The organism is Anabaena sp. FACHB-83 (assembly GCF_014697485.1).
GTDB lineage: Bacteria > Cyanobacteriota > Cyanobacteriia > Cyanobacteriales > Nostocaceae > Nostoc_B.
Genome location: NZ_JACJRY010000042.1, coordinates 39,128 through 53,019, shown reverse-complemented (window position 1 = coordinate 53,019; position 13,892 = coordinate 39,128). Strand labels below are relative to the sequence as shown.

The 13,892-nt window shown below is 41.7% G+C and carries 9 protein-coding genes, 1 tRNA gene and 1 CRISPR repeat array; of the genes, 7 read left to right on the top strand and 3 right to left on the bottom strand.

All coding sequences use genetic code 11. From position 1 onward, the window contains the following. Positions 1-303: 303 nt before the first annotated feature. On the bottom strand, positions 304-1,812 hold the full coding sequence (locus H6G79_RS29260; protein ID WP_190593560.1) for a UbiD family decarboxylase: 1,509 nt from the start codon (positions 1,810-1,812) through the stop codon (positions 304-306). Between the two features lie 456 nt (positions 1,813-2,268). On the opposite strand from H6G79_RS29260, the gene clpS reads away from it, so the two are divergent. Both clpS and H6G79_RS29250 read left to right on the top strand, forming a co-directional pair. Further along, entirely contained in the window at positions 2,269-2,595 is a 327-nt protein-coding gene (gene clpS / locus H6G79_RS29255; RefSeq protein WP_190593558.1) for an ATP-dependent Clp protease adapter ClpS, read from the top strand. Positions 2,596-2,599: 4 nt separating this feature from the next. Continuing rightward, the gene (locus tag H6G79_RS29250) at positions 2,600-2,932 is read left to right on the top strand and encodes a DUF2103 domain-containing protein (RefSeq protein WP_190593556.1); all 333 of its coding nucleotides are present in this window, start codon (positions 2,600-2,602) and stop codon (positions 2,930-2,932) included. A 90-nt stretch (positions 2,933-3,022) separates the two neighbouring features. Here the strand turns inward: H6G79_RS29250 and H6G79_RS29245 are convergent, their stop codons facing one another. Together H6G79_RS29245 and H6G79_RS29240 are read right to left on the bottom strand one after the other, a co-directional pair. After that, positions 3,023-3,343 carry a hypothetical protein gene (locus H6G79_RS29245; protein WP_190593554.1) on the bottom strand — a complete coding sequence of 107 codons (321 nt, stop codon included), beginning with the start codon at positions 3,341-3,343 and terminating at the stop codon, positions 3,023-3,025. 552 nt (positions 3,344-3,895) lie between these two features. Then, positions 3,896-6,223, bottom strand: coding sequence for an IMS domain-containing protein (locus tag H6G79_RS29240; protein WP_190593552.1), 2,328 nt, complete (start codon positions 6,221-6,223; stop codon positions 3,896-3,898). A 1,053-nt stretch (positions 6,224-7,276) separates the two neighbouring features. Between H6G79_RS29240 and pdhA the strand changes: the two genes are divergently transcribed. The 5 genes from pdhA to H6G79_RS29215 all read left to right on the top strand — a co-directional run bounded on the left by pdhA (position 7,277) and on the right by H6G79_RS29215 (position 13,851). Continuing rightward, positions 7,277-8,311: a pyruvate dehydrogenase (acetyl-transferring) E1 component subunit alpha gene (gene pdhA, locus H6G79_RS29235; RefSeq protein ID WP_190593551.1), complete on the top strand. Its 1,035-nt coding sequence runs from the start codon at positions 7,277-7,279 to the stop codon at positions 8,309-8,311. Between the two features lie 425 nt (positions 8,312-8,736). Next, positions 8,737-9,606 (top strand): aldose epimerase, encoded by an 870-nt coding sequence (locus H6G79_RS29230; protein WP_190593549.1) that lies wholly within the window; start codon positions 8,737-8,739, stop codon positions 9,604-9,606. A gap of 62 nt (positions 9,607-9,668) precedes the next feature. Continuing rightward, a tRNA-Lys gene (locus tag H6G79_RS29225) sits at positions 9,669-9,740 on the top strand. Between the two features lie 26 nt (positions 9,741-9,766). Continuing rightward, positions 9,767-11,356: a CRISPR direct-repeat array (repeat unit 37 nt; unit sequence GTTTCAATCCCTAATAGGGATTAGTTTGAATTGCAAT). A gap of 457 nt (positions 11,357-11,813) precedes the next feature. Further along, positions 11,814-12,779, top strand: a complete 966-nt coding sequence (locus H6G79_RS29220; RefSeq protein ID WP_190593547.1) for an acetamidase/formamidase family protein — start codon at positions 11,814-11,816, stop codon at positions 12,777-12,779. A 700-nt stretch (positions 12,780-13,479) separates the two neighbouring features. Next, complete coding sequence (locus H6G79_RS29215) at positions 13,480-13,851, top strand: sulfite exporter TauE/SafE family protein (RefSeq protein WP_190593546.1); 372 nt, start codon at positions 13,480-13,482, stop codon at positions 13,849-13,851. Positions 13,852-13,892: the final 41 nt, after the last annotated feature.

Here is a 13,892-nt window from a genome sequence, read left to right as displayed (position 1 = left end):
TGATTAACCTCTTGCGTCACAATGGTTTTGATTCCCTCACCAGAGCAATACGGCATTGCGCCCATGATATTAAATTACTTTTTTCCTTTTTAGAATGAAACAGTCCTGCCTTTTTAAGGGGGATTTAGGGGGATCAGATGATTTGTGTGTACACCGAAGCCACCCAACCCACACCAGTCTAAAAAAATTGGTACTTACACCGTGAGACGAAAAATCAATGGTTTGGGGACGGGTGAAGGCTTATAGGGATGTACTAATTTAAAACCCTTACACCCATTCTTCACAAAAAGCGTAAGTCCTGATCTATTTCATGTCATAACCAAATAAGTTGGGGTCAACTTCGCCTAACTGCAAGTCTGCTAAACCATATTCTGCCCATCTTCGTTCTACCATTGCGGCGACATCAGGATCAGATTCTAGTGGTGCGCCCCATTCATGTTCGGTTTCGGGGGGAATTTTGGTAGTTGCATCAATTCCCATCCGTCCACCTAAACCAATTTTTTCACTAGCAAAATCTAAGGTGTCAAAGGGTGTATTTGGCAAAATAAACACGTCGCGGGTGGGGTCAACTTTAGAACTGATAGCCCAAACAACTTGTCTGGGGTCGCGGATATTAATATCTTTATCGACGACAATCACAAATTTGGTGTAGGTAAATTGCGGTAACGCACTCCAAAAGGCTAAGGCGGCGCGGCGTGCTTGTCCGGGATAGGCTTTATCAATGGAAATAATCGCGGCTTTGTAACTCAAAGCTTCCATTGGTAAGAAGAAATCCACAATTTCTGAGACTTGTTGGCGCAGAATTGGGGTATATATACGATTGAGTGCGATCGCCATCATCGCTTCTTCTTTCGGTGGACGACCGCTAAATGTGGTTAAATATATCGGGTCTTTGCGGTGCGTCATACACCCAAAGCGAATTAAAGGCGAGTCTTCCACGCCGCCGTAATAACCCATGTGGTCGCCAAAAGGCCCGTCTGGTAAAACTTCTCCTGGGGTAATTGTTCCTTCTAAGACAAATTCAGAATCAGCCGGAACTTCTAAATCGACTGTTTTACACTTTGCCAACTGTACACCAGAACCGCCATACAACCCCGCAAATAACCATTCTGATAAGTCTACCGGGATGGGTGTAGCAGCTGCCATGATAATTAATGGATCTACACCAAGAGCGATCGCTACTTCTAATTTCTTCCCACGTTCTGCCGCTTTCCGCAAGTGTCTTGCCCCACCCCGCACTGATAACCAGTGAACAGTCATGGTGTTTTTCGATTGCAATTGCAAGCGATATACACCCACATTCGGCGTACCCGTCTCACAATCTTTGGTAATGACTAACCCCAAGGTGATAATCTTGCCAGCATCACCAGGATAAGGACGAATCAAGGGTATAGTATTTAAATCTAAATCATCACCTTGAATTACCACTTGCTGACAAGCCGGAAAAAAGTCTCTCCCTGGTTTGGCTTTGATGACATCAAACAGCACTTTCCCAAAATCTATCGCCTGGGAAATCTTTTTCGGTGGTTTTGGCTGCTGTAGCATACTCAGCTTTTTACCCAAGGTTTCTAATTCTTGGGGATGCTGCATATTCATTGACCAGCAGATTCTTTCCACTGTCCCCAACAAATTCACCGCTACGGGGAAAGAAGCGCCTTTGACGTTCTCAAACAACAACCCCGGCCCGCCTTTTTGCAGCATTTGGTTAGAAATCTCCGCAATTTCTAATTCTGGGTCAACCAAGGCAGAAATTCGCCGTAATTGTCCTCTTTCTTCTAAAAGTTTGATGAATCCCCGCAAATCTCTCGCCATTGTTTTAATAAAGCTAAATAGTTAAGAAGTATGAAGCGTCTGTTTAATATTATGAGCTATAGCAATCCTAAATGATTTATCAACATCTCTCTCCCTTGTCTGCCTTGTCTCCCTTGTCTTTGTTGTTCGCTCTATTATCTTGCCGAAGCCTGTTCCCTTTTTCAAAGCGTTAACTAATTGATTGACTTTTCTTAACCCTGTTGTACAAGCAATTTGGTTATTCTAACGAAGGATAGACATTATTGATTTTAAATAAGCTCTACCCTTCAAACATGGCGAGAATAAATTTTTTCCTCCTAGCAGGTTGTCTGTGATGTGCTTCCTGCTAGGTTTACCTATTTTTGGTCATTGGTCATTTGTCAACCCCCATTCCCAACTCCCTATTCTCTGGCTAGATTATGGACTAAACTATTCACTTATAATGTAGTTTTGTGAATCCAGGTAGCCGACTATTTTATGCTTACAAGACTTTCAGTAGCTGTTTACGGGATGGGTACAGCACCAACTATTGCTCCTGAACGGTCTAGTCAAACTATTCGCAAACAATATCCTAATTACAAGGTGATTGTGTTGAACGATGACTTCAATACTTTTCAACACGTCGCTGAGTGCTTGATGAAGTATATCCCGAATATGACTAGCGATCGCGCTTGGGATTTAACGAATCAGGTACATTATGAAGGACAAGCGATCGTTTGGGTAGGGCCGCAAGAACCAGCAGAATTGTATCACCAACAGCTGCGCCGAGCCGGTTTAACAATGGCTCCCCTAGAAGCGGCTTAAGATCATGGATAAATCTACCACAAACTCGCAGAAAGCTAATAAACGCAAAGATGGCAGACTCGTTTGGAATCACTCTACCCATCTTCCCGGTCTGATTCCCATTTTAGAAAATCTCTGCTTGCAAGAAGGCATTTACACCATTACCCCAGGCGTAATTGGGCGGGTAAAAGGTCATAGCCCCAAAATGCAATTACGTATATCTGTCCCAATTCGCGGGGGTTACAAAATTATCGCTAGACAAGGTAAGACAGTGCAAGAGGTGTTCATCCTGACTAGTTTAGTTCAGGATGAACTACAAACAGCGATCGCGATCGCCATGAAACATAAATCAACTTAACAGTTAGGTACTAGCTCGTTTTTGTCTAGTTGATTTCATTTCACACTTCATACTTCACACTTCATACTTCATACTTCACACTTTCTCTGACTATTCTTCAACTCGATGCACGGCGAATTTATGTAGCGGCAAACTCAGAATACAAGAAAATGTTAAGAAATATGACAAAGCTGCGGTGATTTTCAAAGACATCACGACAGATTCCCAATCAGGTAAAATGACTTTTTCTAAGGCAAAAGCAACACAATATACCAGCCAGTAAGAAAAACTCATTCTAAACAAAATTTTTTCTGTTTCTTCTATGTCATCTTTTGGTTGCTTACCGTCCCAAAGCAATACTAAACCAAGAATACAAGCACCAAAGGAGACCGCAACTACAAAATCATGACACAAGAAATTCATCGACTGCATTGGCCTCGATCCCAATATTTTGCAATTGAGTTTCAGTCTAAAGGAATATTCCTTGCAGTTACAAAAAATATTTACAAACTGCAATAAGTCATGCAGTTAATGTTACAAACTGCAAACAACATAGCTATATTATCAAGTTATTTTTAGATTTATTTAACTTTATAGTAGGGGACAGGTAATAGGTGACAGGTGACAGGGTTAAAAGCTTTGTGGTGTCTAAGTCTTATTATTTATCGATGTCTTAAGCAAGTTTGCTACGGGTGCATCCCAGTTTTTATTACTCAGCAAAATAATAATCCTGTCATTGCGAGGAGGCACGACGAAGCAATCGCATGGACTCGTTCTTAGTGAGGGATTTTGCGATTGCTTCACTCCACTTCGTTGCGCTCGCAATGACGTATTAAAAAAAGTGGGATGCTCCTGTTTGCTACTGCTATAACTAGCGTTCAAAATCATTCGTGATAAATAAGATCCCCGACTTCTTTGAGAAGTCGGGGATCTGAAAGACACAATGATCACAAATCAAACTTTCTCCCTTTCACACTTCAGACTTTAAAAATTCATTGTAATTTGATTCACCACATACATACTTTGAATCCGCCACATACCATCGCGCCGAATTAAATCATAACGAACCCGCAAACTTTCGTTAGAAGACTTTTTCTTCAGACCATTTTCATAAAACTGTGTTGCTTCTTTAACAGTCGCTAAAACGGCGGCGCGATTTGGGTCTAGGTCATTTTTACTGACAAATTCTATTTTGATGCTGTGGTCGTATTTGCGATAGCGGTTATCTAATTTATCTTGCTGGGCAACTAACCGCCATTGAGACAAAGATGCGCCAGTTAAAATGTTATTTAAACTGTTAACATCATGGTTTGGCCCTAATGCTAAAGCTTTGGTAGAAAGCCATGTCCGAATTACTTCTTCGGCGGTTGCATCGGTGAGGGGGCCGTCAGGTGGCATTAATTCACTATTGGCATCAGGAATTTTTATGGGTGGTTGATTAAGTTTTATTGCTAAGGGGTTTTCTGGTAAACCTGGAGATGGGGCAAAGATATCTTTCAACCAGCCAAAGGTGGTGGAAATGATTAACCAAAAAACTAATATCCCAGCCAAGGAAGCAAATACTGTCCAGACTAATCTGGTTTTGCGGTCTACACTGCTGACAGGGCGGCGTTGGCGAGGTCGGCGATCGCGGTTATTATCTAACCTATGTTCTCGGTTAATAGGTTGATTGGTCGGCTTCCGTCGTCGGCGCTTTGGTGTCGGATGGGGCGCAGCACTTTTACCATTGAGATGATGACCTGTTGTGTTGTTTGTCCGGTCTGGGGAAGTAAAAGACGCAACGGGAATTTCCGGCGTTGGGGTGCGACTAGCCATAGCTGGTGCAGGTGGGGTATTGGTTCTCGGTAGCGGTACCTGAGAATATTCAGGTCGTTTATGGTTGGGAGTTTCTGGTAAATCCAAATCTGGCATTTTAGCTTGATTTGGACGAGAAACCCCAGGCGTATTTGGTTGACGGTGATTTGCTGGCGGTGCGTTAACAGGTTGACGATTAATGAAACCCCATTCGTTGGTAGTTTCGGCATCTGTAGGTAATGCTTCTAAATACGCTTGCACTTGGGGGTTAGCAAAGTAATCTTTGAGTGCGGCTGGCTGTCTGGATAAATCCCGAAAATGGGGAAACACTTCATTTTGTAACCACTGTTCGCCATACAAACACAAACCCGGTAATAAATCAGGCGAGTCCTGGGATTTTTCCCGAATAAAAGCTAAAGCTTCGTATTCCTGACTCATTTCCAAAACGCGGGTTGCTTCTTCGGTTTGTCCCAACAACAAAGCACAAAGTGACTGTTCTAGATGCACATCTTGACGCTTACCCAAATGCAGTAGCATTTGCCTAGCCTGACGAATTAAAGCGGGTTGACGTTGGGCAAATCCTCTAGCAATCAAAGCATAAACGGCGAGGTAAGTAGCTACTGCCGATGGGCGCTTACTTTCGGCTTCAAATAACTTATGCTGTTCTGTAACTGTTAAATAGTGGCGGATTTGCTGAATAAATCGCAGAAAATCATCTATGCTTAAACCCGATTGATCGTTGTGGGTGCCATCAATGCCACCGCGATCTTCCAGGATACTTTGTAATAATTCTAAGCCTCGGCGACGTTCTACTGTTTTTTCTAAAGATAACTGTAGTAATTCTAAAATCCGATAAGGACGTAGTTTATAAAGGTCAGCTTGAATTTCTGCCTGGACGCTGGAAAATATGCCTTCACTCACCAGCATTTCTAACCCAGACTCTAAGGAAACTGCGGCATTTTCGTAATAACCTTGTTGCCACTGTTCCCGCCCTAATTCTAGGCAGGCCAAAGCCACAGTCAAAACAATATCTGGATGTTCGCTGCTTTCGAGAAAGTCTTCCTCGATGGGATGATTGCCAATTTTGGCCGAGGCAACACCATTATGGTTAGCAAGGTATGTTTTACCGAGTTTGAGGACTTGTTCGTATTCCCCCAACTCTTGCAAGATTAATAACGCCCCGACTAATTCCTGTTGGGGAACGTCAATACTCAGGCCTTGACTATCAAGATCATGACTAGTTTCTGTGCGGTTGCCTGCGGTGACTGTGGCAGTAGCTGTGCCATCAGGATCATAAGCATGGGACAGATAAAGCTGATCGTAACTGCTACGTTCTTTTGGATTTGATAAAACCACGTAAGCTGTTTCTATAATTTGTTTACGAGAAGAAATTGCTGCTTGAGAATACTCCCGTCGTGGCAGTTGTACAATGCGATCGCTATATGCTTGCCGCAATTGTTCTTCACTTGCCGCTAACGGTAGTCCTAAAATTCGGTAGTAATCTAGCGGAATTCGCACAGCCTACTTCCCCTGCACCGAGATCAACATAATCCACCTAGAGCATTCCAGGTATGTAAAACCGTGCCACAATATTACGGTGAATAACACCGCGCCGGACTTACACTATTAAGTGTATATTGCAACAATTAATTTTGTTCCCTCTAAAATTTTGAGACACATTTTAGTACTATTAATTTAACTTCGCCTAGATAAGAGGGAAACTTTGTTTTAATTCTTAGTATTTCCTTGTGTATAACTGCTATCAGCCATTAAACACTGCCAAATTTTACTGCGATCGCTCATCATAATCGACATACCTAAATAAATAAGTTTATCTGCTTGACATTATACTTACGTGTTTGCCCTGGCTCTGGAGTGATAGTAGCAATACTTGTAATGGTAGATGCGTGATAATTACAAGGAACAAAATGTTACCATACTTAGACCTTGAGTTACAACTAAGTAGATAGGAAAAGGCAGGAGGCAGTGGTTCGGCTTCGCGGTAATCGAGCGAAGTCGAGATTCACCAACCAGGCAGAAGGCAGGAGGGAAGAAGGTTTTAGTTTAGTTAACCTTTCTTAAGATAGTTTTGTTTTGTCCCAGCGACTTACTTATAGGACTCATATTTGATTTGGGAAAAAAATCAGTACACCCAGTTCAGCCTTCTTTCCTACTCCCTACTCCCCATTACCTACTCCCTGCCTACACAAATAGATTCAGGAATCAAACCGTATTCCCATATCTAGCAAGCTAAATGCAATTGCGGCGTTTATTTGTGGGAAATTGTTAATAGATATGCAGAAACAAAGCTATCCTGATTGATAGCATCTGTACAGAAGTTGGGATTGTAAAACGCCAGAGGGCAACATTCAAGGTCATTTATGGCAGTTAGGGTGTAAAAATCGCAGATAGCGACGATAAAATCCAAAATTCACCTATTTTTTGCCTCTATATCCCAATTATCCTACTTAGCGCCCAAATTTTAGTTTTTGTCTTCAGCACAACCAGGCCAAACATCGGCCTATTTAACATGGTAAATTTCAGTTTGACAACAGGGATACTAAAAAAATAATGGTTCAAGAACGGACGTTACCTAAATTTGATACTGCCAGCGCCCAAATCACCAAAGCGGAAGGCTTAATGCTGTACGAAGATATGGTGTTAGGACGCTTTTTTGAAGACAAATGCGCTGAAATGTACTATAGGGGCAAAATGTTTGGTTTTGTCCACCTATATAACGGTCAAGAAGCCGTTTCGACTGGCGTTATCAAGGCAATGCGTCCGGGAGAAGATTACGTTAGCAGTACCTACCGCGACCACGTTCACGCCTTGAGTGCGGGAGTTCCAGCCCGTGAAGTTATGGCCGAATTATTCGGTAAAGCTACAGGTTGCAGCAAAGGACGTGGCGGTTCCATGCACATGTTCTCGGCGGAACATAACTTATTAGGTGGTTACGCTTTCGTGGCTGAAGGCATTCCGGTGGCGGCTGGTGCAGCTTTTCAAAGCAAATATCGCCGTGAAGTTTTGGGCGACCCAAAAGCCGACCAAGTAACCGCTTGCTTCTTTGGTGATGGTGCGGCTAACAACGGTCAATTTTTTGAAACCTTGAATATGGCAGCTTTATGGAAACTGCCAATTATTTTTGTGGTGGAAAATAATAAATGGGCAATTGGGATGGCACATGACCGCGCCACCTCCGACCCAGAAATTTATAAAAAAGCCAGTGTGTTTAACATGGTGGGCGTAGAAGTAGACGGCATGGACGTACTCGCAGTTCATTCTGTCGCCCAAGAAGCCGTCGCCCGCGCCCGTGCTGGAGAAGGGCCAACATTAATTGAAGCCCTCACCTATCGCTTCCGTGGTCACTCCCTAGCCGACCCAGACGAATTACGCAGCAAAGCCGAGAAAGAATTTTGGTTCTCCCGTGACCCAATTAAGAAACTAGCTGCTTATATGGTGGAACAGAATTTGGCAACTGAGGAAGAACTTAAGGCAGTTGACAAGAAGATTCAAGACTTAATTGATGAGGCTGTGAAGTTTGCCGAAAGCAGTCCTGAACCTGATCCTAGCGAATTGTATCGCTTTATATTTGCAGAAGACGAGTAGTTGTCAGAGACTAGGGAGTGGGAAATGAGGGACTAGTACCGCTATGCGGAAGTCAAAAGTTAAAAGTCAAAAGTCAAAAAGCTCATATCACAAGCTTTTCGCTACTTGAAATGGTATCTTTAATTTCCGCCGAGTTGCACTAGAGACTAGATGTTAGTACAGTTCGGTGAAAATAAACAGACCATGTTTCGACCATGCTAAGTGACCATAAGAAATTGCTAAAAGGCTTGTGGTATTACTATTCTTTCTTTTTCCTTTTGACCTTTTACTTTTGCCTTTTTGTACTAGAAACTAGAGGCTAGAAATATGTATTCAGCCTCTCACCCTCCGGGTTCGCCACTTGCTTTATGCCGGGAAACCCGTCCACCGCAGTGGCTCACCTCTCACCTCTCATCTGTAACCTATAACCTCTAAGGACTCATCTTGTGCCTAAAATTACCATTGAACAAAGACAATACAAAACTTATATTCTGGCTGACGACACCACTGGTAATCAGATAGAAGTTGTCCCAGAACGGGGCGGGATTATTACTAGCTGGCAAGTCCAAGGTCAAGAAATTTTCTACTTGGATACAGAACGCTTTACTCATCCTGATTTGAGTATTAGGGGCGGAAATCCCATATTGTTTCCCATCTGTGGTAACTTACCTGATAACACTTATACTCACAATGGGCAGCAATATACTCTCAAACAGCATGGCTTTGCCCGTGATTTGCCTTGGGAACTTGAGGAAGTCTCGGAAGACAAGACAACTTATGTCAAAGTTCATCTGGTCAGCAACGAGCAAACAAAAGCGGTATATCCCTTTGATTTTGATTTAAGTTTCAGTTACAAAATCAATGGAAATACTCTGGAAATTCAACAACATCTGCATAATTCTTCTGCCACACCAATACCCTTTTCTACCGGGTTTCATCCTTACTTCCAAGCCCCAGATAAAACTCAGCTAGAGTTTGCGATTCCGGCTGGTGAGTATCAAGACCAGAGAACTAAGGAAAGAAAATTCTTTGGTGGGAATTTTGATTTCAATTTGGATGAGATTGATGTTGCCTTTAAGGAACTAACTGCTAATTCAGCTACAGTCACAGACAACAGTCGTAAATTAAAATTGACTTTAGATTACGGCGATGAATATCCCATCGTGGTATTTTGGACGCTCAAGGGCAAAGACTTTTATTGTTTGGAACCTTGGAGTGCGCCGCGCAACTCTCTAAACACAGGCGAAAATTTGACTGTGGTAGAGCCAGGAGCCAGCTATCAAGCATCTGTTAGATTGACGGCAAGTTTTTTCTAAAAACCCCTTTACAAATCCAATGGTGTTTGTGCTATGATGGCAAAGTTGCAAACAAAGCAAAAGGGTCGCTAACTCAACGGTAGAGTACTCGGCTTTTAACCGATTAGTTCCGGGTTCGAATCCCGGGCGACCCATATAATAAATACAGAGTAGATCAATGGTTTTAATCCCTAATAGGGGTTAGTTTAAATTGCAGTGTTTGAAGATGATGTATTTTGCGATCGCGGTCAAGACGTTTCAATCCCTAATAGGGATTAGTTTGAATTGCAATCAAAAGGCGGTTCGCTGGTACTACCCCACGCCTGGTTTCAATCCCTAATAGGGATTAGTTTGAATTGCAATATCTGTCGAAATCAAAGACCCTATCTTAGGTATCGTTAAGGAGTTTCAATCCCTAATAGGGATTAGTTTGAATTGCAATTCTCAACGCTTCAGATGGACTTCTGGTATTTTTGCTGGTTTCAATCCCTAATAGGGATTAGTTTGAATTGCAATAATCACTACTTACACACTTATAATCTGAGGTAAAAGTTTCAATCCCTAATAGGGATTAGTTTGAATTGCAATCCTGAATTACCTCTTAAGAATGTGTGGTTTGGCACAACGTTTCAATCCCTAATAGGGATTAGTTTGAATTGCAATAACTTGGCTGGCATCCTCCCTGTTATTGGGATTATCGTTTCAATCCCTAATAGGGATTAGTTTGAATTGCAATTAGAGCAATTTTCCACTGAATATTATTTTCTGTTGTTTGACGGGTTTCAATCCCTAATAGGGATTAGTTTGAATTGCAATTTAAAGGCTTCCGCCGCTACCCTGTCCGCCGCACTCCCCCGTTTCAATCCCTAATAGGGATTAGTTTGAATTGCAATATTCCGGCAGTTGCTCATCTGGGTGTTCCAGCACTTTGTTTATGTTTCAATCCCTAATAGGGATTAGTTTGAATTGCAATTTTAAGGTTCGCGCGAATTTTTCACGAGTGTACTGTTTCAATCCCTAATAGGGATTAGTTTGAATTGCAATAATGGTACAGGTTTTAGAATGTTTTATCCTGATTTGTTTCAATCCCTAATAGGGATTAGTTTGAATTGCAATATCGCTAATAATCAAAGGAAAATAATGGCATCACATAAGTTTCAATCCCTAATAGGGATTAGTTTGAATTGCAATCAAGGTAAATCATCCTCTGCTTGATAATTTCCTTCTTGAAGTTTCAATCCCTAATAGGGATTAGTTTGAATTGCAATTCCTGTCATCCATATCCTGTTTGGTGTTCGTATTGTTTCAATCCCTAATAGGGATTAGTTTGAATTGCAATAGAGAAAACTCACCACTAAATAGTATTATGGACGTTTCAATCCCTAATAGGGATTAGTTTGAATTGCAATCTGGCACTGACGAGGATTTATGTTAAGCGAAGAACTGTTTCAATCCCTAATAGGGATTAGTTTGAATTGCAATTTTCCTCCGTTAAGGTGCGATCGCCTGCGATTAGTTTCAATCCCTAATAGGGATTAGTTTGAATTGCAATAACTCTCCCTATGAAACTTTAGAAGAGTATTGCTTGATGTTTCAATCCCTAATAGGGATTAGTTTGAATTGCAATCTTAGTGAAATACCGATTAATATATGGGTAGCTACCCGTTTCAATCCCTAATAGGGATTAGTTTGAATTGCAATGGTTTTATTAAGTGAGGTTAATTAATGAGTCGTGTTTCAATCCCTAATAGGGATTAGTTTGAATTGCAATAGCGGGAGCCGGAAAAGCTTGCTGTATTTAGTTTTCAAGGTGCGGTTTCGCGGATGGGATAATTCTAACATGGTGGAATGTCAATTGATTTACATGAAATCGCTGAAACCTTCACTATGTAAGGTGCGCGGACAATTTTAATTATTTTTTCTGCAAAAGCTTACCCTCCAAGGAATCCAGCCATTCTTGCTTAAGGGCGATTTTGTACACCTACCCATCCGCGCATTTTGACCAATTTTGTCGTGCTGTTTAGATCCCCGACTTTTTGAAAAAGTCGGGGATCTAGATATTACATCAAGATTTGGCGGATTAAAATACTTATGACTTCATTGGGGTTGGCGGTATACCTGTCAAGCGTAAGTAGAAAAATTTTTGTAAATAATTTTCTCCCCACTTTCTATTCCCTACGCCCTGCATACACAAGTAAATTGAGAAATCAAACTTGATTCCTCTATTCATGACGCATCACATCTTAAAAGCCACCACAGAAACAGTGCATCTTGGCGGGTTCTCTCATTTATTAAAACCAGCACTCATAATTAATTCTGGTGACACTGTTGATGTCGAAACCTTCACTGGTTACTACATTTACGACAAAGCACCGCCAGAATTTCTCACACCAGAATTTGTAGATATCTGCCAAAATTTGCCTGATGAACGCAAAATTGCTGGGGGGCCGCATTTACTCACCGGGCCGATTTATGTGCGGGATGCTGAACCTGGGGATGTTTTAGAAGTAAGATTAGAAGCGATCGCCCCAAGTTTACCAGTGGGTTTTAATGCTATTCGTACAGGGTGGGGAGCTTTAGCACAACAATTTACCCAACCTGCATTAAGATTCATTCCCCTAGATTTAGCTAATAATATCGCCGAATTTCCAGCTAACAGTGGGATTAAAATTCCCCTCACACCCTTTTTTGGTATTTTGGGTGTGGCGACACCGCAAAGCGATCGCAGTTCGATTCCCCCTGGTCACTATGGTGGTAATATCGATAACCGGGAACTCCAAGTAGGTTCGCGGGTATTTTTGCCAATTTATGTCCCTGGGGCGTTGTTTTCTATCGGTGATGGACATTCTGCTCAAGGAGACGGGGAAGTAAATGTTACAGCCATTGAAACTTCGATGAACGGGAGAATTTCTCTCACCCTCCGCAAAGATTTATCACTCACCACACCCATTGCTGAAACCCCAACAGACATCATCACAATGGGTTTTGCCGAAACCTTAGATGCAGCTTTAGAACAAGCTTTAAAAAATATGATTGCGTTTCTACAAGGTTTTGCGAATTTATCAGCAGAAGAGGCTTATGTGTTGTGTAGTTTAGCGGTAAATTTTCGCATCACCCAAGTTGTTAATAGTCCCCAAAAAGGTGTTCATGGGATGTTACCTAAATCAATCTTCTCACCTAAAATGAGTTTGTAAGAAGTATTGAGAATTCAGAATCTAGTAGCCAGAATCTTGAAGAAGTTCAGTTGATTACTTACGAAAACCTTTCAACCCCACCCCGAAAAAGCTGTGTTTCGTCTCCCCGCCCTGTTAACTTACTGTGTACACACAAGTCGAAATTTTTATGTTCAAGCCATTCCCGCCTAGAACTAAAGTTCCAGGCTCATAGCTAAAGTCTACTGAAGTAGACTGGAATCAATTTCTTTTTGAGTCCTCTTTTGAGGACTGGCGTTATGAGACTAGTACCGCTACGCGGAAGTCAAAAGTCAAAAGTCAAAAGTCAAAAGACTTATATTCTTGGCTTTCGCGCCTTTTGAAATGGTGTGTTTATTGCCGCCTTATTGTACTAGGAATAAATTCTGAGGCGGGAGAGATGCGTGCAACTCAGATTTGTGTATACACCCTAGCCCCGCTAACGGGGTTGGGGGTGGGTTGAATAGTTTCGGGTAACTACAGCAGATTCGATGTTTATGAGGTACAGCAATTGATTGAAAAAAGTAATGAGTAATGAATAATGAGTCAGGAATTTACTTATTACTCACTACTGATTACTCATTACTTAATGCTCATGGTGTACCGCACTTACTTCAAAAGTGCTGTAATTAACCAGCTAAAATTCTGACTTATGATTTCTGTATTCTTAATACTATGATTCAACACACAACAAACATTTTGTATGTCTAATATTCTTGTACAAATGCTGCTGATTGGTTTAGCGGCTGGTGTTGCTGGTGGGATGTTTGGTATCGGTGGCGGTGCAATTATGGTGCCAGCAATGGTACTACTAGTAGGGCTAGACCAAAAATTTGCCACTGGTACATCTATTGCCGCCCAAATTTTACCCATCGGTATTTTAGGCGCAGCAGTTTACTACCGTAGCGGTAACATTAACATCAAATATGCGGTCATGATTGCTATTGGTTTAGTAGTAGGAAATTTTTTTGGTGCGTTATTTGCCAATCAGCCATTTATTAGTAGTGAAACTATGAAGAAACTGTACGGCATCTTTTTATTAATTATAGGTGGAAGATATTTGTTCTTCCGTTAATTTGTGGGATTGAGTGTGTGGGTGAACGGTTGTTTACCTAT

Bases quoted from the DNA above. Each gene is read 5' to 3' on its own strand.
- H6G79_RS29260 (WP_190593560.1), bottom strand. From the start codon at position 1,812: ATGGCGAGAGATTTGCGGGGATTCATCAAACTTTTAGAAGAAAGAGGA.
- pdhA (WP_190593551.1), top strand. From the start codon at position 7,277: ATGGTTCAAGAACGGACGTTACCTAAATTTGATACTGCCAGCGCCCAA.
- H6G79_RS29245 (WP_190593554.1), bottom strand. From the start codon at position 3,343: ATGCAGTCGATGAATTTCTTGTGTCATGATTTTGTAGTTGCGGTCTCC.
- H6G79_RS29215 (WP_190593546.1), top strand. From the start codon at position 13,480: ATGTCTAATATTCTTGTACAAATGCTGCTGATTGGTTTAGCGGCTGGT.
- H6G79_RS29220 (WP_190593547.1), top strand. From the start codon at position 11,814: ATGACGCATCACATCTTAAAAGCCACCACAGAAACAGTGCATCTTGGC.
- H6G79_RS29250 (WP_190593556.1), top strand. From the start codon at position 2,600: ATGGATAAATCTACCACAAACTCGCAGAAAGCTAATAAACGCAAAGAT.
- clpS (WP_190593558.1), top strand. From the start codon at position 2,269: ATGCTTACAAGACTTTCAGTAGCTGTTTACGGGATGGGTACAGCACCA.